Origin of the sequence: Natrarchaeobius halalkaliphilus (assembly GCF_003841485.1) — an archaeon.
Lineage (GTDB): Archaea > Halobacteriota > Halobacteria > Halobacteriales > Natrialbaceae > Natrarchaeobius > Natrarchaeobius halalkaliphilus.
The window spans coordinates 317,690-336,833 of sequence record NZ_REFY01000004.1; the positions used below are offsets into that span (position 1 = coordinate 317,690).

Annotated in this window: 23 protein-coding genes; 15 read left to right on the plus strand and 8 right to left on the minus strand. The window is 58.7% G+C overall.

Features of this window, described 5'->3' with window-relative positions; translation table 11 throughout:
* The first annotated feature begins 265 nt into the window (after positions 1-265).
* From EA462_RS11660 to EA462_RS11695, 8 genes are all read left to right on the plus strand, one after another.
* Positions 266-523 carry a hypothetical protein gene (locus EA462_RS11660; protein WP_124178744.1) on the plus strand — a complete coding sequence of 86 codons (258 nt, stop codon included), beginning with the start codon at positions 266-268 and terminating at the stop codon, positions 521-523.
* An 18-nt stretch (positions 524-541) separates the two neighbouring features.
* Positions 542-1,129, plus strand: coding sequence for a V-type ATP synthase subunit E (locus EA462_RS11665; protein ID WP_124178745.1), 588 nt, complete (start codon positions 542-544; stop codon positions 1,127-1,129).
* Entirely contained in the window at positions 1,126-2,190 is a 1,065-nt protein-coding gene (locus tag EA462_RS11670) for a V-type ATP synthase subunit C (protein ID WP_124178746.1), read from the plus strand. The genes EA462_RS11665 and EA462_RS11670 overlap by 4 nt, the downstream gene beginning before the upstream one ends.
* Positions 2,187-2,522 (plus strand): V-type ATP synthase subunit F, encoded by a 336-nt coding sequence (locus EA462_RS11675; protein ID WP_124178747.1) that lies wholly within the window; start codon positions 2,187-2,189, stop codon positions 2,520-2,522. The genes EA462_RS11670 and EA462_RS11675 overlap by 4 nt, the downstream gene beginning before the upstream one ends.
* Before the next feature lie 10 nt (positions 2,523-2,532).
* Positions 2,533-4,296, plus strand: coding sequence for an ATP synthase subunit A (locus EA462_RS11680; RefSeq protein WP_124178748.1), 1,764 nt, complete (start codon positions 2,533-2,535; stop codon positions 4,294-4,296).
* A 2-nt stretch (positions 4,297-4,298) separates the two neighbouring features.
* Complete coding sequence (locus EA462_RS11685) at positions 4,299-5,717, plus strand: ATP synthase subunit B (protein WP_124178749.1); 1,419 nt, start codon at positions 4,299-4,301, stop codon at positions 5,715-5,717.
* 266 nt (positions 5,718-5,983) lie between these two features.
* Positions 5,984-6,337 carry a hypothetical protein gene (locus EA462_RS11690; RefSeq protein WP_124178750.1) on the plus strand — a complete coding sequence of 118 codons (354 nt, stop codon included), beginning with the start codon at positions 5,984-5,986 and terminating at the stop codon, positions 6,335-6,337.
* Positions 6,338-6,341: 4 nt separating this feature from the next.
* Positions 6,342-7,163: an IS5 family transposase gene (locus EA462_RS11695; RefSeq protein WP_124178751.1), complete on the plus strand. Its 822-nt coding sequence runs from the start codon at positions 6,342-6,344 to the stop codon at positions 7,161-7,163.
* A 238-nt stretch (positions 7,164-7,401) separates the two neighbouring features.
* Here EA462_RS11695 and EA462_RS11700 read toward each other — a convergent pair whose 3' ends face one another.
* Entirely contained in the window at positions 7,402-7,875 is a 474-nt protein-coding gene (locus EA462_RS11700) for a hypothetical protein (protein ID WP_243641406.1), read from the minus strand.
* Between the two features lie 132 nt (positions 7,876-8,007).
* Between EA462_RS11700 and EA462_RS11705 the strand changes: the two genes are divergently transcribed.
* The 6 genes from EA462_RS11705 to EA462_RS11730 all read left to right on the plus strand — a co-directional run bounded on the left by EA462_RS11705 (position 8,008) and on the right by EA462_RS11730 (position 12,121).
* The gene (locus EA462_RS11705; protein WP_124178752.1) at positions 8,008-8,616 is read left to right on the plus strand and encodes a hypothetical protein; all 609 of its coding nucleotides are present in this window, start codon (positions 8,008-8,010) and stop codon (positions 8,614-8,616) included.
* Between the two features lie 88 nt (positions 8,617-8,704).
* On the plus strand, positions 8,705-8,977 hold the full coding sequence (locus tag EA462_RS11710) for a hypothetical protein (protein ID WP_124178753.1): 273 nt from the start codon (positions 8,705-8,707) through the stop codon (positions 8,975-8,977).
* Between the two features lie 384 nt (positions 8,978-9,361).
* The gene (locus EA462_RS11715; protein WP_124178754.1) at positions 9,362-9,724 is read left to right on the plus strand and encodes a hypothetical protein; all 363 of its coding nucleotides are present in this window, start codon (positions 9,362-9,364) and stop codon (positions 9,722-9,724) included.
* A 122-nt stretch (positions 9,725-9,846) separates the two neighbouring features.
* Positions 9,847-10,599 (plus strand): GIDE domain-containing protein, encoded by a 753-nt coding sequence (locus EA462_RS11720; protein ID WP_124178755.1) that lies wholly within the window; start codon positions 9,847-9,849, stop codon positions 10,597-10,599.
* Between the two features lie 100 nt (positions 10,600-10,699).
* The gene (locus EA462_RS11725) at positions 10,700-11,416 is read left to right on the plus strand and encodes a V-type ATP synthase subunit D (protein ID WP_124178756.1); all 717 of its coding nucleotides are present in this window, start codon (positions 10,700-10,702) and stop codon (positions 11,414-11,416) included.
* A 270-nt stretch (positions 11,417-11,686) separates the two neighbouring features.
* A complete protein-coding gene (locus tag EA462_RS11730) occupies positions 11,687-12,121 on the plus strand; it encodes a DUF6276 family protein (RefSeq protein WP_124178757.1) in 435 nt (144 codons plus the stop codon).
* Positions 12,122-12,262: 141 nt separating this feature from the next.
* Here EA462_RS11730 and EA462_RS11735 read toward each other — a convergent pair whose 3' ends face one another.
* The 6 genes from EA462_RS11735 to EA462_RS11760 all read right to left on the minus strand — a co-directional run bounded on the left by EA462_RS11735 (position 12,263) and on the right by EA462_RS11760 (position 18,079).
* Complete coding sequence (locus tag EA462_RS11735) at positions 12,263-12,655, minus strand: DUF5811 family protein (protein WP_124178758.1); 393 nt, start codon at positions 12,653-12,655, stop codon at positions 12,263-12,265.
* 54 nt (positions 12,656-12,709) lie between these two features.
* Positions 12,710-13,210 (minus strand): pyruvoyl-dependent arginine decarboxylase, encoded by a 501-nt coding sequence (locus EA462_RS11740; RefSeq protein ID WP_124178759.1) that lies wholly within the window; start codon positions 13,208-13,210, stop codon positions 12,710-12,712.
* A gap of 64 nt (positions 13,211-13,274) precedes the next feature.
* Positions 13,275-14,411 (minus strand): outer membrane protein assembly factor BamB family protein, encoded by a 1,137-nt coding sequence (locus EA462_RS11745; protein ID WP_165872054.1) that lies wholly within the window; start codon positions 14,409-14,411, stop codon positions 13,275-13,277.
* A gap of 176 nt (positions 14,412-14,587) precedes the next feature.
* The gene (gene pan2 / locus EA462_RS11750; RefSeq protein WP_124178761.1) at positions 14,588-15,820 is read right to left on the minus strand and encodes a proteasome-activating nucleotidase Pan2; all 1,233 of its coding nucleotides are present in this window, start codon (positions 15,818-15,820) and stop codon (positions 14,588-14,590) included.
* A 135-nt stretch (positions 15,821-15,955) separates the two neighbouring features.
* Positions 15,956-17,749 carry an oligoendopeptidase F gene (pepF, locus tag EA462_RS11755; protein ID WP_124178762.1) on the minus strand — a complete coding sequence of 598 codons (1,794 nt, stop codon included), beginning with the start codon at positions 17,747-17,749 and terminating at the stop codon, positions 15,956-15,958.
* Between the two features lie 84 nt (positions 17,750-17,833).
* Positions 17,834-18,079, minus strand: a complete 246-nt coding sequence (locus tag EA462_RS11760) for a hypothetical protein (protein WP_124178763.1) — start codon at positions 18,077-18,079, stop codon at positions 17,834-17,836.
* A 152-nt stretch (positions 18,080-18,231) separates the two neighbouring features.
* Here EA462_RS11760 and EA462_RS11765 point away from each other — a divergent pair, with 152 nt between their 5' ends.
* Positions 18,232-18,684: a response regulator gene (locus tag EA462_RS11765; RefSeq protein ID WP_124178764.1), complete on the plus strand. Its 453-nt coding sequence runs from the start codon at positions 18,232-18,234 to the stop codon at positions 18,682-18,684.
* A 12-nt stretch (positions 18,685-18,696) separates the two neighbouring features.
* On the opposite strand, the gene EA462_RS11770 is transcribed toward EA462_RS11765, so the two are convergent.
* Positions 18,697-19,116: a UPF0146 family protein gene (locus EA462_RS11770; protein WP_124178765.1), complete on the minus strand. Its 420-nt coding sequence runs from the start codon at positions 19,114-19,116 to the stop codon at positions 18,697-18,699.
* Positions 19,117-19,144 lie beyond the last annotated feature (28 nt).

Below are 19,144 nucleotides of genomic sequence, written 5' to 3' on the forward strand. Positions count from 1 at the left end.
CTGGTGTTCGAGAGTAGCGACAGGGCCTCGAGACGCGCCAAACGACACGATAGCGGTACAATCGGTGCACAACCCGTTTCAGTTGGATCGGTATCAGGACGGGGACGGATCACCGAATCGCTTCGGTCGTCCGATCGGCTGTTTCGACCGGTCGAATCCGGGTGATACGGTTTATCTATGTCGAATTCTTTCGAGAGTTTTATGAGGGGTGCAGCGACAGATACGATTGTTCGGGCACGGTGCCCACAATGAGTACTACTCAGCCATGATCGAATCTACGCCAGAACTCGCCAACCTTGTACTGGAATCACACGCAGCGAACGAACACACCTCAGCAGCTGCTGCCGCGATCGCGGTCGGTCTCGCAGCGCTCGGTGCGGGATACGCCGAGCGAGGAATCGGTGCCGCTGCAGTCGGCGCAATTGCCGAAGACGACGACATGTTCGTCCCAGGGATCGTCATGACGGTGCTTCCGGAAACGCTCGTCATTTTCGCGATCGTCGTCATCTTCTTGATGCCCTAACCGCCCTTTCTCACACCAATGAGTTTGGACACTGTCGTTGAAGACATTCGAGACGAGGCCCGCGCGCGTGCGGAAAACATCCGCGCCGAGGGCGAAGCCCGCGCAGAGGAGATCGTTTCGGCGGCCGAAGAGGACGCCGAGGAGATCCTCGAGAGCGCAGAGCGAGACGTCGATCGCGAGATCGAGCAGCTTCGCGAACAGCGACTCTCCAGTGCCAAACTGGAGGCGAAACAACAGCGTCTTGAGGCCCGGCGTGACGTCCTCGGTGACGTGCGTGAGGCAGTCGAAACCGAACTCGCCACACTCGAGGGCGACGACCGAGAGGAACTCACTCGATCGCTGCTCGATGCTGCAAGCGTCGAGTTCGAGAACGGCGACGACGTCAGTGTCTACGGTCGAGACGACGATGCGGAACTGATCGAGTCCATTCTCGAAGACGAGGAGTACGCTGATTACGAATACAGCGGCTCTTACGACTGTCTGGGCGGCGTCGTCATCGAGAGCGAGGGATCGCGACTCCGCGTCAACAACACGTTCGACTCGGTTCTCGAGGACGTCTGGGAGGACAACCTTCGCGAGATCAGCAATCGACTCTTCGAGCAATGAGTGTATCCGCCTCGAATCCGGAATACGTAAACGCCCGCGTTCGTTCGCGCAGAGCGTCGTTGTTCGCTGACGACGAGTATCGGAAGCTGGTGCGGATGGGACCGAGCGCGATCGCTCGATTTATGGAGGAGACGGAGTACGAACGCGAGATAAACGCACTCGGGGCACGGTTTTCGGGAGTCGACTTGATCGAATACGCCCTGAATAGAAACCTCGCCAAGCACTTCGACGATCTGCTCGACTGGTCGGAGGGACGACTCTACGACCTGATCTCACGATACCTTCGGAAGTTCGACGTCTGGAACGTTAAAACGATTATTCGCGGGATCTACACCGAAAGCGATCCCGAAGAGATCCGAACGGACCTCATCCGGGCCGGCGAGCTCGAAGATCGAACGATCGATCAGCTCCTCGAAGTCGAGACGGTCGAGGACGCCATCGAGGTTCTCTCCGGAACCATCTTCGCTGACTCGCTCACGGATGCATACGAGGAGTTCGAGCAAACGGGTGCGCTCGTTCCGCTCGAGAACGCTCTCGATCGCGAGTTCTACGAGCATCTCCTCGAGGACGTCGGTCAACCCTACGGAGAGCCGATGGAAGGCCCCGAAGCGCTCTACGTCGAGTTCCTTCAGGCGGAGATCGACTTTCGAAACCTTCGAAACGCGCTCCGACTCGCCCGCAGCGGTGCCGACCTCGATCCCGGCGCGTACTACATCGAAGGCGGGACCCTGTTCAGTCAGTCGGAACTGAGTCGCCTCGTCGGAAACGAAGAGGAACTCGTCGACCACATCGCGGAGAACGAACGATACGCCGGGAGACTCTCCGGTGCGCTCGACCGACTCCGAGACGCAGACAGCCTCATTCAGTTCGAGCACGCACTCGACGCAGCACTGCTCGAGTACTCGGATACGCTATCGAGCATCTATCCGACCTCCGTTTCGGCCGTTCTGTCGTACATCCTCGCCAAAGAGCGCGAGGTCGAAAACATCCGTGCGATCGCTCGAGGCCGCGAGGTCGGCCTCGACGAAAGCGAGATCGAAGAGGAGCTGGTGATCCTATGAGCCAGGAAATCGCAGTCGTTGGCGATCCGGAGTTTACGACCGGTTTCAGATTGGCCGGCGTTCGTCGGTTCGAGAACGTCGCGGCCGAAGAGAAAGGGACAGAGTTAGACGACGCCGTCACGAACGTCCTCGATGACGATGGCGTCGGTATCGTCGTCATGCACGACGGCGACCTCGAACACCTCTCGCGGAACGTCCGTCAGGACGTCGAAACGAGCGTCGAGCCAGTCGTCGTCACGATCGGTTCCGGAACCGGTGGTGGCGGCCTGCGCGATCAGATCAAGCGTGCGATCGGTATCGATCTGATGGACGAGGACGAAGACAACGAGTGAGACAACAACTATGAGTCAGGCAGAAGAGATCGAAACCGTCGACGAAGACGGTGTAATCGAACGCGTGAGTGGTCCAGTCGTGACCGCCACGGACCTCGACGCCCGGATGAACGACGTCGTCTACGTCGGTGAGGAAGGGCTGATGGGAGAGGTCATTGAAATCGAAGGGAACCTGACCACGATTCAGGTATACGAAGAGACCTCCGGCGTCGGCCCGGGCGAGCCAGTCGAAAACACGGGCGAGCCCCTTTCCGTCGACCTCGGACCGGGTATGCTAAACGCCATCTACGACGGCGTCCAACGCCCACTCGACGTTCTCGAAGAGAAGATGGGAACGGCGTTTCTCGACCGCGGGGTCGACGCGCCCGGTATCGACTTCGAGAAGGAGTGGGAGTTCGAGCCGGTCGTCGACGAAGGCGATGCGGTCGAACCCGGCGACGTCATCGGTGAAGTCCCCGAGACCGCGAGCATCACCCACAAGGTGATGGTTCCGCCCGACTACGAGGGTGGCGACGTCACGTCCATCGAGACGGGCGAGTTCACCGTCGACGAGTCGGTCGCTGAGCTTTCGTCGGGCGAGGACGTAACGATGCACCAGGAGTGGCCGGTGCGTAAAGCCCGTCCCGCGGACGAAAAGAAGACCCCGACGATCCCGCTCGTTTCGGGTCAGCGAATTCTCGACGGCCTCTTCCCGATCGCCAAGGGTGGAACGGCGGCGATCCCCGGACCCTTTGGCTCCGGAAAGACGGTCACCCAGCACCAACTCGCCAAGTGGGCCGACGCGGACATCGTCGTCTACGTCGGCTGTGGTGAGCGCGGGAACGAGATGACCGAGGTCATCGAGGACTTCCCCGAACTCGAGGACCCGAAGACGGGCAAGCCGCTCATGTCACGGACGTGCCTCATCGCAAACACGTCCAACATGCCGGTCGCAGCCCGCGAGTCCTGTATCTACACGGGAATCACCATCGCGGAGTACTTCCGCGACATGGGCTACGACGTCGCGCTGATGGCCGACTCCACCTCGCGGTGGGCAGAAGCCATGCGAGAGATCTCGAGTCGACTCGAGGAGATGCCCGGCGAAGAGGGGTATCCCGCCTATCTGGCGGCCTCGCTTTCGGAGTTCTACGAGCGCGCCGGCCTGTTCCAGAACGTCAACGGCACGCAGGGATCGGTGTCGGTCATCGGCGCAGTCTCGCCACCCGGCGGTGACTTCTCCGAGCCGGTCACTCAGAACACCCTTCGGATCGTCAAGACCTTCTGGGCGCTGGACGCAGACCTGGCTGAGCGGCGTCACTTCCCCTCGATCAACTGGAACGAATCGTACTCGCTGTACCAACAGCAACTCGATCCGTGGTTCAGAGAGAACGTCGAGGAAGACTGGCCCGAGGTTCGCCAGTGGGCCGTCGACGTCCTAGACGAAGAGGACGAACTCCAAGAGATCGTCCAGCTCGTCGGCAAGGACGCGCTTCCGGCCGACCAGCAGCTAACCCTCGAGGTCGCTCGCTATCTCCGCGAAGCGTGGCTCCAGCAGAACGCGTTCCACGACGTCGACACCTACTGCGATCCGAAAAAGACCTACCGGATGCTGGGTGCGATCAGGACGTTCAACGACGAAGCGTTCGCGGCACTCGACGCCGGCGTTCCGGTCGAAGAGATCGCAGACGTCGATGCCGCCCCACGGCTCAACCGGATGGGGACCGCGGACGAGTGGAACGAGTTCATCGACGAGATCGAATCGGACCTCGAAGAACAGATTCGGAGTCTGTACTAACCATGAAAGAGTACCAGACAATCACGGAAGTCAGCGGTCCGCTGGTGTTTGCCGAAGTCGACGAACCCGTCGGATACGACGAGATGGTCGAGATCGAAACGCCGAGTGGAGACACCCTGCGCGGACAGGTGTTGGAATCGAGCGACGGACTCGTCTCGATTCAGGTGTTCGAGGGGACCGGCGGTATCGACCGCAACGCGTCCGTTCGGTTCCTGGGCGAAACGATGAAGATGCCGGTCACCGAGGACCTGCTCGGACGGGTGCTCGACGGCTCCGGGAACCCGATCGACGGCGGTCCGGAGATCGTTCCCGACGAACGTATCGACATCGTCGGTGAAGCGATCAACCCCTACTCCCGGGAGTATCCCGAAGAGTTCATCCAGACCGGTGTCTCGACGATCGACGGCATGAACACGCTGGTTCGCGGTCAGAAGCTGCCGATCTTCTCGGGTTCCGGATTGCCTCACAACGAACTCGCACTCCAGATCGCCCGGCAGGCGACCGTCCCGGAGGAAGAAGAAGGCGACGACGAAGACGGCTCGGAGTTCGCAGTCATCTTCGGTGCGATGGGGATCACCCAGGAGGAGGCAAACGAGTTCATGCAGGACTTCGAGCGCACGGGCGCGCTCGAGCGTTCGGTCGTCTTCATGAACTTAGCGGACGACCCCGCGGTCGAGCGGACGGTCACCCCGCGTCTCGCGCTGACGACGGCGGAGTACCTCGCCTTCGAGAAGGATTACCACGTTCTCGTCATCCTCACCGACATCACGAACTACTGTGAGGCGTTGCGAGAAATCGGTGCGGCCCGCGAGGAGGTTCCGGGTCGGCGTGGCTACCCCGGATACATGTACACCGACCTGGCACAGCTCTACGAGCGTGCCGGTCGAATCGAAGGCCGCGAGGGATCGGTAACGCAGATTCCGATCCTCACGATGCCCGGCGACGACGACACGCACCCGATCCCCGACCTGACGGGATACATCACCGAAGGGCAGATCGTGATGGACCGGGACCTGAACAGTCAGGGGATCGAGCCGCCGATCAACGTCCTGCCCAGCCTCTCGCGGCTGATGGACGACGGGATCGGCGAGGGCCTCACCCGCGCGGACCACGGCGACGTCTCCGACCAGATGTACGCCGCCTACGCGGAGGGTGAGGACCTGCGCGACCTCGTGAACATCGTCGGTCGCGAAGCGCTATCCGAGCGTGACAACAAGTTCCTCGACTTCGCTGACCGCTTCGAGGACGAGTTCGCCCAGCAGGGCTACGATACCAACCGATCGATCGACGACACGCTCGAGATTGGCTGGGATCTGCTGTCGACGCTTCCGAAAGAGGAACTCAACCGTATCGGCGAGGACCTCATCGAAGAGCACTATCGCGAGGAAGAAGTCGAGCAGGTCGAAACGACAGCGGACTGATCGGAAACGCGATTTTTTCAGACCGCGACGTGGCGAGCGGAGACAGGATCACCACCCCTATATCCAGTCCTACCAACCAGACGTTTCGGTTTTACTAGGTCCAGTTTCTCGTTGATCGCATTTTTACACCTGGTTACCACCTGCCAGCAGTAACTTTTGTACGGACATACTTTGACTCCGTTCACCGATCCCATGTTACTTCTAACTATATTAATTGAAATATTTCATACGCATAAAATTTATATTCTTTAATATATTATTTCTAAATGAGAATAGATGATAATAATAGCAGATCGCGTCGAAACCTACTCAAGAAATCGGGGGCCATTGGGCTTGGCGCGATTAGTCTTAGCGGATCGGCTGGAGCGCACGACGAATCGGTAAGAAATCTCCACTCCGAGGATGATTTCAAAGCTGAAAATTATGTCGAAAGAGAAGAATTCATCTACCGAAGAGTCCAGACCGCGGAGACAGAAATGCTGTTGCGACTTGATTTAGGGAAGGGTGAGGCTGTATTCGCTGAGATGAAATATGCAAGAACTGCAGAGGGTCTGACGGATTCACCAATGGATGGCTCTGTTGAAATCCTTAGTAAGTTACAGATCCAGTCGGTAGTTTGAGTAGATGCAGACGCTCCCAAAGTCTCGGTTGCTCCAGTTTGTCGAGGAAGCATTTCAGTTAGCTCAACGTGCCGTAGCTCGATACTCTTCAAAGTTCTCGAAACAACGCTACACTCTCCATCAGCACATCGTTCTCCTGTGTCTCAAAGTTCGGAAAGACACAACGTATCGAACACTTCTCGACGAACTCATCGAGATGCCCCGTATTCGGAACGCGATCAACCTCACCGAACTTCCTGCTCCATCCACGCTGTGCAAAGCGTTCGATAGACTCGATATGGCCGTCTGGCGAGTGCTTCTCAATCTCTCTGTTTCACTGCTTCCGACCAATGGAGTTGTGGGGATCGACGCTTCAGGCTTCGACCGCAGTCACGCCTCAAAACACTACACAAAACGAGCCGAACTCACGATTCAGCAGCTCAAAGTGACGCTACTGGTCGATACGAAGCTAAACGCGGTCCTCGATCTACACGTGACAACGACACGAAAACACGATAGCCAGATCGCCCCATCGTTGATCAAGCGCAATCCCGAGACCATTGACATCCTGCTCGGTGACAAAGGGTACGACGATCAGAAGATCAGACGACTTGCCCGTCAACATGAAGTACGTCCACTGATCAAGCATCGTGAGTTCACACCACTTCACAAGGCATGGAACGCACGCTTGGACGCTGACCTCTACGGCCAACGAAGTCAGTCTGAGACCGTCAATTCAACTCTCAAGCGGAAGTACGGTGCGTTCGTCCGCTCACGACGCTGGTGGAAACAGTTCCGTGAACTCACTATCGCCTGTCTCGTTCATAATCTCGACCGGTCACTCTGAGCGGTCAATACAGGAGATCTACACAACACGGGTATCGAATTTTGACAAAATAACCCACTCATCCATAGCCTTCTATATTGACATCTACTGAATCGGAGACGCTTTTCTCATCAGTAATCCTGAATATGTATGAATGACCGAAAGGTATTATTGAGTGCTACTAACGGGAAGCAAGTGGCGCAAACTGTGGAGGGGTCTAGGATCGCTCAACAAGGGTGATCTGTCCAAGAGAAAATAACTACTCAGCTATAGTGAGATCGACCGAATCTGGCACGCCTTCCTTATCGGTGATTCGAATGAGATAGGAATGTGTTTTGAGGTCATCATGGTCGATAAGAAATGGCTTATCTACCGAAATAGCAACCCGCAGGCCAGACTCAATGCGTTCAATCGAATCCAGTACAAGATCTTCTTCTGATCGCGTTCCATATTGAGCAACAAGAATATACGACTCCTCAAAATTGGTCTCTTCCGCAAAATCAGACCCGTCCGGGTGGTCGTCTCTGAATTCAGTGTCTGCCGTTTCTCCATCTGCTATTATCGTGTACGACTGTTCCCTATAACCTAATACAGGAAGTCCGAAAACGTTTCCTTCGGTGTACAGCGTATCCACATCCATATCATTGGGAATTGACGGTGTTCGTGACCTGTACAATGCATACCCTGCACCAAAAGCAAGACCGCCGACAGCAAGGAATTTCCGTCGCTTCATAGTCAAATATTTGAGATGAGTCCCTAAATGTCTTTAGGGAACCCAAATGCCGATTTGACCAATCCGCAGACCTCATCGACCGGCTGTTTCAGTTGAGAATATGTCTAAAAAATAGGATTTCAACAAAGCCCAATGGATGACAATTTGAAGGAACAGACTCGTTCTATGACTGGTGTCGGGGATCCGAATGTTGAATCTGTAGATACAAAACTGGAGGCCGTGGATCCGGTAGAGATCGTCGATGCGACGGAGGGTGTGAGTATTCAGTCCAGTGGTGTGATTTTCCAACAGGTGGATGTGGCCGAGAAATATCTCGGAAGTTGCGGGACCATCGGTTACGATGACCACATGTATTATCACGTCGCGATGGAATTAGGCGATTACAAATTCGACGACCTCGGAGATGCTATCGCCTATGGTGTCGTTTGTGACGCGCTTTTTATCCTAGTAGGATCGAAAAGCAAAACCATTAAGCAGCTCTTAAAGAAGATTTCTGACCACCCCCTAATAAGGACGATCCCTGACAGCATCTGCGCATTTATATCCGGAACGGTCCTAGATGGGATCTTTTCCGGTAACGATGGGACGGTCGCATTTTGGGATCGAGAAAGTGGTGGCACTGTCAGTACATCCCAGCTCGTTTTTGGAGGCTCGGGCGAATACGACCCTGATCCGGAAGACGTAATCGATAAGGGGCCGGTGGAAGAATTCACGGGAGTCCATACCGAAGCCTTGCTATAATAGCTACAACGCAAGTGTCTCTCAAAAATATATTGAGTATAATAGTTGTGTGAAGACGACAACATTACATAAATTACTTAAAACTAGTATGGAATTTAATGTTATAATTGCATTTCTTATTGGATTTATCTGGGGGACCATAGTATTCATATATGGTAAGGTCTCAAACGCAGATCCGATTCCCCGTTACGATGGAACGTTCCGTTCGGCAATTCGAATCGGGATCGATATCGCATTCGTAGGCGGTGGTACAGGAACCGTGGTGTACCTCACAGAGAGCTACCTTTCAGCGTTTCAGTACGGCCTTGCCGGAATAGTGTTTGCCTGCATCGCAGTCGCTGTTTCCGTCAATTTTCGGTGACGGTTCGATTCAACTCCCGAGAACAGTTTCTCGGATAACTCGTCTGACTCGTCGGTCTACAGGGGATGATTTGAGTACTCTGCCGGAGTCGAAAAACCAGGAGTACGTAGTGATCGAGCGCCGAGCCGGACTCGGCTACGACACCGACAATAGCGCTATTCGGGGGCGGTCGAACTGGTAATCGAGAACCTCCAAAACAAGGGAATGCCCGCTGGGAAACAAGAGCACCGTGGCGTCTCAGTCTAGATAGTGAAACGGTAACGATGTCTCGTATGGAAGATTGTGCGATTCCAAGTGTCGACGCAAGTAGTTGTGGGATCGCATACGGATGTGTTGTTGGAAACTGTTCGGTAATATAATGTCCTTCTCAGCGTGAATTATCGTATGATCCCCAGACCGACGAAGGGCGGATCGATCGTGGTTCTTCTACTGGCCGGTACCGTACTCGGTGCCGGCGTACTGGCGACGCGGTATCCGGAACTGCGATCGGCGATGACGATCGTCGTTGGGGCCGCCATCACCTTCGCGCTCCTCGCACCGTACGTCGTTCCCGGCGTCTACGATCGCCCGACGACGTCCATCATCGGGGTTCTCGTAGCCAGCGTCGGCGGATATGGAATCCTCCTCGATGATACGGCAAGTGTGCTGATGTGGCTGCTCCTCGTCGGCGGAATCGCGATGGTCGCGGAGGACCAGTATCGACGGCGACGCGGCTCGGGATCGCCGGAGGGCCACGAGGCAAAGTGAGGATCGAGTCACGACGCGAGTCGCTGCGTACCTGATGCGGTGGGACAGATTCGATGTGCTCGAGTGACTTCAACGAAGCAGACTGACAGAGTTCTTATACCAGTAGAGTAACGACAACTGATATGGACCTCGTTTCGCTGGCGATCGGCGGTATTCTCGCTGCCCTCGGTGTGGCTGGGATATGGACAGGCACCTCGTCGCTTCGGCAGTGGCGACGGCTGGGTGCCGACGACCCGGTTCCGGTTCGAGAGGCTATTTCGCGGTCGGGTTCGGTCGAAGTCGAGGGAGCGGTCCGCGAACACGAAACCACGCTCGAGTCACCGGTGATGGACGAGTCGTGTGTCGCCTACGAGTACACGATCGAACAGCGTCGAAATCGCGGCGGGAAACGGTCGGGGAGCAGGTGGCGAACCATCGAAGACGGAACGGATCGACGGCCGTTCGTCCTCGAGGACGAGTCGGGACGGGCCTACGTCGATCCCGACGGAGCGTCGCTTTCTCTCGAGCGCGAACGAACACGGAACCCGAACGGCGATTCACCACTGCCCGGGTTCTTGCGCTCGTTGAACGTGGATTTCTCGATCAATATCGGCGGCCCCTTCGGCGCTGGGATCGGAAATCGACGTTACACGGAGCGGCGTCTCGACCTCGACGGACACTGTTACGTCGTCGGTCAGGCCGAGCGTTCGCCGGCAGGGATCGACGCGGACGTTGCGATCGTCGGTGGCGAGTCTCCGACGTTCCTGATTTCGGACGCGACGGAGGGGGAAACGCGACGGCGACTACTCCTGCGCGGATCGGGGTTCGGACTGGCCGGTGTCGGTTGCGTTGCTCTCGGACTCTGGATACTCGTCAGTACCGGCGTGAGCGTGTAGCCGCCGAGGTACCCACGGCTGCGGATCGGCACGGATCTCGCCGCGTCACGGACTCGAACTGTAAACAGTTATCCGACTGCGGGCGCAAGCACCCCACAAGATGGCCAACGACGTCAAACCAACCCGCAAGAATCTCATGGAGATCGAAGACCGGATCGAGCTCTCCGAGCGCGGGCACGGGACCCTAGAGAAAAAGCGTGACGGGTTGATCATGGAGTTCATGGACATTCTGGACAAGGCCCAGGACGTCCGCGGCGAGCTTTCGGACGACTACGAATCGGCACAGAAGAAAATCAACATGGCTCGAGCCATGGAGGGCGACGTCGCGGTCCGGGGAGCCGCCGCAGCCCTGCAGGAACACCCCGAAATTACGACCGAGTCGAAGAACATCATGGGCGTCGTCGTTCCGCAGATCGAGTCCTCTCGAGTCTCGAAGAGTCTGGACGAACGCGGCTACGGGATCATGGGCACGTCGGCCCGCATCGACGAGGCCGCAGAGGCCTACGAAGACCTCCTTGAAAGCATCATCCTCGCCGCGGAAGTCGAGACCGCGATGAAGAAGATGCTTCGAGAGATCGAGACGACCAAGCGTCGAGTCAACGCCCTCGAGTTCAAACTCCTGCCGGAGCTCTACGAGAACCAGGAGTACATCGAGCAGAAACTCGAAGAGCAAGAGCGCGAGGAAACGTTCCGGCTGAAGAAGATCAAAGAGAAGAAAGAGCAGGAAGAAAAAGACGAGCGAGCGGCCGAAGCGGAACGCGAGGCCGACGAAGCGGAGATGGAACAGGCGACTGCGGGCGGCGTCCCCGGAAACTAGCCGTCGGTGCTACAATCTCATATCGGCCCTACACCATTTTGAACCGCGTTATACCACTGTATACCGCCTAAGCCCCGTTCCTACCACACGGCGCTTCCCAACACCAGTTCTACCGATCGTCGCGTCTTATCAGTTCCCACCACTCGCAGCCACAGATCACGTTACTCCCCGGCCGCCACAGACCACTTCACTCCCTATTGCCAGGGATCACGTCACACCACCGTCGACGAGGAGAAGCGTTTTTGCAGTTCTCGAACAACAGTCGTGTCGATGACCTGCACAACGTGTGGCGCTCGGACGATCTCGTTTTCCGTCCCTCCAGCGTTTCTCGAGTACGCTCCCGACGGAGCGTCGATGGTTACGTTCTGCACTCACTGTCTGGCGCTCGAGTCCGAAGACACGACTTCCGTCGATTCCGAAACGGGAGTCGACGTCGAGAGCGAAGAAGACGAGATACCAGCGTTCGGTCGCGTGAGCGACTCGTTCCCGACGGATCCCGATCAGGCGATCCCGCTCGCGCTCACGATCGGTCACTGTTCGTCGCTCGCGACCAATCGGGAGGCGATCGAATCGCTCCTGCGGGACGTCGAGCGGGCGGGCACCGACCCGCTCCTCGCGCTCGAGCGACTCACCGACGATCCGACCGTCGATCCGGCGATCGACCTCGAGCGTCGCGCCCATCAACTCGAGCAACTGCTGTACTGATCGGCCACCCGTGCTGGTGGAAGGCTGCTCTCGGACAGTACCGCTTGTCAAGCCCCGAGGCACTCGGCCTGCTCAGCCTGTGGATGTCCTGCTCGTGGACGCTACTATCGGCGTACAAGAGACGTCATCGTTTTCGGAGCGTTACTTTCCGGTCGGCGTTACGTTCTCGCTGACCGCCTGTTTCACCTGAAACGCGGCGCTTGCGGCGAGGCCGCGAGCGACTTCGTTTCGCTCGTCGGAGGTGATGATCTCCTCGGATGCGTCCTCGAGATCGGGAGTGAATCCGGCACTGACGGGGTGGCCGACGGGCGGTCTGACCGCGACAGTTACCTGTGGGCCGGAGATCCCACTCGAGACGTCGGCGTCGACGACGTACTCGTTGGGGAGGAACTCGCGGGTCCGGGCGGCAATCCGCGAGACGTCGCGGTGAAGCAGTCGTTTTTGCGTTCCCGAGAGGTCCGGAATATCCGCCGCTGCTCGATGACCAGCCTGTGTCTCCCCCGGCAGCCCTGCGTACGGCGTATTTCCGTTCATGAGACGTGTGTGCCCGTATCAATGGGCCGATCAGTCAAAAGAGTTCGCCTTCGATCACTCTGGGATAATCGGAACGCTCCCGCCGTACGCTGCGATGACTACCGCCGTGGTGTACGTTCCCGGATCGGCTTCGCTGCTTTCGACGGCGACGCGTGGCTCGTCGAACGTCCACTCGCGTAGCTCCTGTCCGGCGGCGAGACCCTCACGAACGCGCTCTTCGACGTCTTCGGATCCGGTTTCGTCGGCCGCCTCGTAGAACAATCCCGGTCCATCGCCGAGCGATCGTGCCCAGGCGAGCGCCGCGCTCACGCGACTGGCGCTCGATCCGGTATCGGGACCCGTAGTCGCTCGAGATTCGACGACGGTGAGCCGGTTGCCTGCGGGACCGAGGTCGGGCGCCGTGCCGACGGCTTCGACGGCGACCTCCTCCGGAATAACGGACGAGACCGAGACGAGATTGTAGTTTTCGACGCCCGCGTCTGCGAGTGCGGCGTCGTAAGACGACATGGCCGTTGGGGCCGACGCAGAGCCCCAGACGACTCGAATCGTGCTCATACACCAAGTCGGTGACGCGCGGCGTAAGGTTTTGCGATTCTCGTCGATAGTTTTGCGCCGGATGCTATTGGCTCGTTCCGACGAATATCGTATCACTGGTGGACTCGAGCGAGTCTTCTACGTGATCGAACGACGGTGAATACTCGTCTTCGAATTCAGCTTCCATACTAATTTCGCCGGTTGTACTGACTCGGTTGACTCCGTTCCACCCACCGATAAATTCGCCGTCTCGAGTGATTACGAACAGATCGGATGACGGATACGTCCAGCGTTCGGAGAGTTCGAGTTCACCACCGGTGACGGTTTCTTCGTAGACGGTTCCCTGATTAGCACTCTCCGACTCCGGGATGTACACGAGGGTATCGATGGACTCGATATGATGCCCGTCGATGCGGTCATCGTGTTCGTACACGAGATCTCCTTCGGTACGATCTATCGCCGAAACGACCCCCTGTTCGTCCAGAACCCACACGTGATCCTCGGTAAGCGTTGGCCTCCGGCTCGCGTTACCGTCGACGCGAGTTTCCCACGACTGCGATCCGTCGGTCGCATCCAGTGCGACGACGTGTCCCGTTTCGGTTCCGTAGTACAGAACGTCGTCTTCGAAGATCGGCCTGCTTTCGGGGGTTCTCTCCAGTTCGCGACTCCACCGTTCACTGCCGCCGACGGGATCGAACGCGACTGCATCACTTCCGAGGAAGTACAGGTGCGAATCACCCTCGACGAAGCCGGCGTACGACGGGGAATACCCGTATTGCGTGAGTCTGTCGCCGGAGTCGACGTCAAGGACGATCACGTCGTGCCACTTTGCGACGTACAGTTCGTCACCGGAGAGGCTGAGACCAGCGAAAAACCCCTCATCAAACGTGTGTTCCCACAATTCATCGCCCGTATCGGCGTCGAGACAACGAACGACGGGGTCTTGCTCATCACCACCGCCCGAGTCGGTCGTCGCGTAAAATACCATCCCCTCGGCACTTGTGACCGCCGTGATGCGTGTCTCTTGGCCGTTTGGAACCGTATCGTGCGTCCAGTTTATCTCTCCCGTCGACGAATCGACGGAATACAACCGAGCGTTCTCGTGGTCGGTGGCCCCGTTTCCCGAGTCAGTATCCGTATTCGCTTGTCCAGAATCCGCATCGCCCTCCGTGGTGGTGCTTTCTTCTTCTTGTTCTTCTGACTGCTCGAGAAGCGGCTGCATACACCCGGCGATAGCTCCAACGATGGACGCCGACGATGCACAAATCACTGCCCTTCTCCGTTCGGAAAGACGCGTTGTTCGTTTCCCCCGAGTCATTGACAGTAGCTGGCGTTCTCTCCGTGAAAGGACTACCGATGTGATAATTCACAAATCGGGACCTGTGATCGAGGGAGTCGCTACTGGTAGAAGTAACCAGCCGACGAGACGACGTCACTCGAGTCGTCGTTTTCGACCTTCTCGACGGCGTCGAGGAAATCCTGATGGCGGATCTCCTCGCGCTCGTTGCGGATGGCGAACATGCCGGCTTCGGTCGCGAGACTCTCGATGTCGGCACCGGAGTAGCCCTCGGTGTCGTCCGCGAGCGTGTCGAAGTCGACGTCATCGGTGACGTTCATGCCGCGCGTGTGGATCTCGAAGATCTGTTCGCGGCCGTCGCGGTTCGGTTCGGGGACCTCAATGAGCCGATCGAACCGACCCGGACGCAGGATGGCGCGGTCGAGCATGTCGAAGCGGTTCGTCGCCGCGATGATACGGATCTCGCCGCGGGCCTCGAAGCCGTCCATCTCCGCGAGCAGTTGCATCATCGTCCGCTGAACTTCGGCGTCGCCCGACGTTTTCGACTCCGTCCGCGTGGCGGCGATGGCGTCGATTTCGTCGATGAAGATGATAGCCGGTTCGCGTTCGCGAGCCATCTCGAAGAGGTCGCGAACGAGCCGCGATCCCTCACCGATGAACTTTCGGACGAGTTCCGAGCCGGCCATCTTGATGAAGGTCGCGTCGGTCTTGTTCGCGACGGCTTTCGCGAGCATCGTCTTTCCGGTTCCCGGAGGACCGTAGAGGAGGACGCCACTCGGCGGATCGATACCGACCTCCTCGAAGAGTTCGGGTTCGATCAGGGGCTGTTCGACGGCCTCGCGGACCTCCCGAATCTGCTCGTCGATTCCACCGATGTCCTCGTAGCCGACGGACGGACGCTCGGTGATCTCCATCGACTGAGCGCGCGCGTCGGTTTCGGCCTCGAGGACCGTCTGGATGGCAAAGGAGTCGTTGACGGCCACGCGGTCGCCGGCCGTAACCCGTTCGGCCATCCGCGGCGAGACTTCGGTGAGAACCTCCTGGTTGTTTCCGTGCTGTTTGACGACGACCTCGCCGTCGTCGATGACGTCCTCGACGGTCGCGATGTACAGCGACGAGCTTTTGAGCGTCTCGTTTTCGCGTTCGACGCGGTCGACGCGCTCTTGCAGTCGCTGTCGTCGGTTCTCCGCGTCCTCGAGTTGGCCCTCGAGCTGTTCGTGTACGTCCACGAGATCCGCGAAGTGCCCACGAAGCGCCTCGAAGCGCTCGTCGTCGGGCAGATCGGGATCTATCTCTCGATGTGGTCGGTCGGGAAGAGACGGACTTCGAGACATCCTGTTGTAGGCTCGTAAGTCATCGACGGTAAATGTGCCTTTGGGTCTCGGTGGAATATCGTAGCAATGCCGACGGCCGTAACGACCACCAGGGGATGCCAGCGGCGACGCTCGAGTTCGACTCCTGACGTGACGTTAGGCCAGCAGCGTCTCGAATTCGTCCAGGCGCTCGCCGTAGGTCGCGAGCGCACGGTCGATCGGCTCGGACGTGCTCATGTCGACGCCGGCAACCTGGAGCAACTCGAGCGGATACTCGCGCGAGCCGCGTCGAAGGAACGCCAGGTACTCCTCGGCGGCCGTCTCGCCTTCCTCGAGGATCCGATCGACGAGCGCGAGCGCAGCGGAGATGCCGGTCGAGTACTGATAGACGTAAAACGCCCGGTAGAAGTGTGGAATGCGCATCCACTCGCGTGCGATGCGGTCGTCGACGACGGCCGGTTCGTAGTACTTGGCTTTGAGTTCACCGTAAAGTTCGTCCAGGCGATCGGCGGTGAGTGGAGAACCCTCCTCCTCGAGTCGGTGGACCTCGTGTTCGAACTCCGCAAAGAGCGTCTGGCGGTAGAGCGTCGAACGAACGCGTTCGAGGAACTCGTTCAGGACGTGTTTACGGAACGCGGGATCGTCGACCGTCTCGAGCAGGTGGTTCGTCAACAGTGCCTCGTTGACGGTGCTCGCGACTTCCGCGACGAAGATCTCGTAACCGGAGTAGACGAACGGCTGTTCGTCTTTGGTGAGTTCGGAGTGCATCGAGTGGCCGAGTTCGTGGGCCAGCGTGTACATCGACGTGATGTCGTCCTGGTAATTCATCAGAATAAACGGCTGGGTGTCGTACGTTCCTCCGGAGTATGCACCCGATTGCTTCCCTTCGTTCTCGTAGACGTCGACCCAGCGCGACTCGAGTCCCTCTGCGACGCGCGAGCGGTACGTCTCGCCAAGCGGTTCGAGGGCGTCCACGACGTACTCGGTCGCCTGCTCGTACTCGAGGTCCGGCCCTTCGCCGCCGGTCAGGGGCATGTAGAGGTCCCACATCCGAAGTTCGTCGACGTCCAGTGCGTCGCGTTTGAGTTCGGCGTGGCGGTGAAGCTTGTCGAGGTTGTCGTGGACGGAGTCGACGAGCGTATCGTAGACCGAGACGGGGACGTTGGGGCCGTTCAGTGCGGCCTCTCGAGCGGTGTCGTAGTTTCGCGCTCGAGCGGTCTTGACGTCGGCTTTGACGCTGTTTTTGTACGCGGTAGCGACCGTGTTTCGCATCGACGTCCACTCGTCGAAGTAACCCTCGTAGACGCGTTGACGGAAGTCCCGATCCGGTCGCTTGAGCAGGGTTGTGAAGTTGCTCTGTGTTATCTCGACGGGCGTGCCCTCGGCGTCTTCGACCGTCGGGAACGCCATATCCGCGTTCGAGAGCATCGTGTAGACCTCGCCCGTCGCACCCATGACCTCACCGAGGTCCGCGAGCAACTCCTCGACTTCCGCCGAGCGAGTGTGGGGTTTCATCCGCAACACGTCGTCGACGTAGTGATCGTAGGTCTCGAGGTCGCTCTCGGTTTCGACCATCGCGTCGAACTCCTCGCGGGTCAGTTCCTGTAGCTCGGGATCGATGAACGAAGCCGCAGACTGGACGTCGGATGCGAGCGACTGCGCACGGGCGGTCAGCGCCTGATACTCCTGGTCCGTCGTGTCCTCGTCGCGGCGCATCCGGGCGTACGCTGCGACGGTCGAAACGTCCCGCATGAGCTCGTCGCGACACTCGAGCACCGCGAGGAGGGTTTCGGCGTCGTCGGTTACGTCTCCCTCGTACGCCTCGAGTTCGCCGACGCGCTCGGTGACGTCCTCGTAGGCTTCCTCCCAGTCGTCGTCGGTCGCATAGATACTCTCGAGATCCCACGTATAGCGCTCGTCGACCTCGGATCGGTCGGGTACGGAACTCATGGGCGCAGTTTCGGAACGAAGCTGGTAAAGGGTATCGGACCGCCCTACCGCCGAGCGACGGGATCCCGGGCGTCTCGTGGGGGTTCAACCGCGCATCTCCGCATCGACCGCGATTCTGACGACGCGAGCCAGTCCGAGCATCGCCGCGAACGTCCCGACGAACACGACTGCGCCAAACATGGCGATACCCATCAGAACGGCACCCACGTCGGAGTGTCCGAGAAGCGGCGAAACGACGAACCAGTAGCACAGAGAGACGAACACGAGACCGGCCGCGACGCGGATCGAGGCGCGCCAGTAGGCACCGTACTCTTCGGGCGACAGTTCCATGCGCCGACGTGTGGTTCCCGTCGTAAAAAGCGCTTGTACACGAAGCGACTCGACGTCGAGGCGCTCCGGCACAGCGGTCGTTATCGGTTCCGACACTACGTGTGTAGGAACCAGCCTTACCCGTCCGAATCCGCTCGTCTTACTCGAGCCCTATGACCGAAACCATCCCCAACGAGCCGATCGATGTCCTGCTCGTCGAGGACAACCCGGGCGACGCACGTCTCACGAAAGAGGCGTTCAAAGCCACCGATAGCGAGATACGGTTTCACGTCGCCACAGACGGCGTGGAGGCCATGAAAACGATCCACACGCGCCAGTGCAACGGATCGTGTACTCGGCCAGACATCATCTTCCTGGACCTGAACCTCCCCGGCCTGGACGGGTTCGACGTCCTCGAGACGCTTCGAACCGAACTCGAGTATCCGCCGCCCCCGATCATCGTTCTCTCGAGTTCGAAAACGAGCGAGGACGTTACCAGGAGCTACGAACTCGATGCGAACGCGTACGTGACGAAACCGGAGAGTCCCGACGAGTTCAACACGGTCGCACAGGCGATCGAGGACTTCTGGATCGATGCCGTTCGCCATCCCCCCGTACCGTCCTGAGATTGCTGACGGTCAGTCCCCGTCGACGTCGCCAGCGGGGGTTCGAGCGACGTACAACGTCCCCTCTCGGATCGTCCGCCGTTCGACCGGAACCGCCGGCTGGTCGCCGCCGAGCGTGGTAAAGGCGAAGGCGGCACCGGCTATCCGCGCCACCTCGAGCGCCGGTCGGTGGAGTTCGGGCGGGAGGTTTCGAGCGTAAATCGCGTCGGCGTTCGCATAGACCGCCGGGTCCGGATCGACGATATCGTCCCGGACGAACCGGACTCCGTCGGGGGCCTCCCGCCGGTGGACGTCCGTCGCGGTGACGGAGACGCCACGATCAGCGAGCGCGGCCGCCAGCTCAGTCCGTCGTCCGATCCCTATCTCGACGACGCGGTCGTACTCGAGAAGAAAATCGAGCAGCGTTCTGTCGTTCCGTCGAGAGTGGGACACGGCGGGACGTTTATAGCGTCCGCGTCCA

Bases quoted from the DNA above. Each gene is read 5' to 3' on its own strand.
- EA462_RS11690 (WP_124178750.1), top strand. From the start codon at position 5,984: ATGAGAATAGATGATAATAATAGCAGATCGCGTCGAAACCTACTCAAG.
- EA462_RS11675 (WP_124178747.1), top strand. From the start codon at position 2,187: ATGAGCCAGGAAATCGCAGTCGTTGGCGATCCGGAGTTTACGACCGGT.
- EA462_RS11685 (WP_124178749.1), top strand. From the start codon at position 4,299: ATGAAAGAGTACCAGACAATCACGGAAGTCAGCGGTCCGCTGGTGTTT.
- EA462_RS11760 (WP_124178763.1), bottom strand. From the start codon at position 18,079: ATGGAACTGTCGCCCGAAGAGTACGGTGCCTACTGGCGCGCCTCGATC.
- EA462_RS11680 (WP_124178748.1), top strand. From the start codon at position 2,533: ATGAGTCAGGCAGAAGAGATCGAAACCGTCGACGAAGACGGTGTAATC.
- EA462_RS11660 (WP_124178744.1), top strand. From the start codon at position 266: ATGATCGAATCTACGCCAGAACTCGCCAACCTTGTACTGGAATCACAC.
- EA462_RS11740 (WP_124178759.1), bottom strand. From the start codon at position 13,210: ATGAGCACGATTCGAGTCGTCTGGGGCTCTGCGTCGGCCCCAACGGCC.
- EA462_RS11695 (WP_124178751.1), top strand. From the start codon at position 6,342: ATGCAGACGCTCCCAAAGTCTCGGTTGCTCCAGTTTGTCGAGGAAGCA.
- EA462_RS11765 (WP_124178764.1), top strand. From the start codon at position 18,232: ATGACCGAAACCATCCCCAACGAGCCGATCGATGTCCTGCTCGTCGAG.
- pan2 (WP_124178761.1), bottom strand. From the start codon at position 15,820: ATGTCTCGAAGTCCGTCTCTTCCCGACCGACCACATCGAGAGATAGAT.
- EA462_RS11665 (WP_124178745.1), top strand. From the start codon at position 542: ATGAGTTTGGACACTGTCGTTGAAGACATTCGAGACGAGGCCCGCGCG.
- EA462_RS11715 (WP_124178754.1), top strand. From the start codon at position 9,362: ATGATCCCCAGACCGACGAAGGGCGGATCGATCGTGGTTCTTCTACTG.
- EA462_RS11705 (WP_124178752.1), top strand. From the start codon at position 8,008: ATGGATGACAATTTGAAGGAACAGACTCGTTCTATGACTGGTGTCGGG.
- EA462_RS11725 (WP_124178756.1), top strand. From the start codon at position 10,700: ATGGCCAACGACGTCAAACCAACCCGCAAGAATCTCATGGAGATCGAA.
- EA462_RS11730 (WP_124178757.1), top strand. From the start codon at position 11,687: ATGACCTGCACAACGTGTGGCGCTCGGACGATCTCGTTTTCCGTCCCT.
- EA462_RS11720 (WP_124178755.1), top strand. From the start codon at position 9,847: ATGGACCTCGTTTCGCTGGCGATCGGCGGTATTCTCGCTGCCCTCGGT.
- pepF (WP_124178762.1), bottom strand. From the start codon at position 17,749: ATGAGTTCCGTACCCGACCGATCCGAGGTCGACGAGCGCTATACGTGG.
- EA462_RS11670 (WP_124178746.1), top strand. From the start codon at position 1,126: ATGAGTGTATCCGCCTCGAATCCGGAATACGTAAACGCCCGCGTTCGT.
- EA462_RS11710 (WP_124178753.1), top strand. From the start codon at position 8,705: ATGGAATTTAATGTTATAATTGCATTTCTTATTGGATTTATCTGGGGG.
- EA462_RS11735 (WP_124178758.1), bottom strand. From the start codon at position 12,655: ATGAACGGAAATACGCCGTACGCAGGGCTGCCGGGGGAGACACAGGCT.
- EA462_RS11745 (WP_165872054.1), bottom strand. From the start codon at position 14,411: ATGCAGCCGCTTCTCGAGCAGTCAGAAGAACAAGAAGAAGAAAGCACC.
- EA462_RS11700 (WP_243641406.1), bottom strand. From the start codon at position 7,875: ATGAAGCGACGGAAATTCCTTGCTGTCGGCGGTCTTGCTTTTGGTGCA.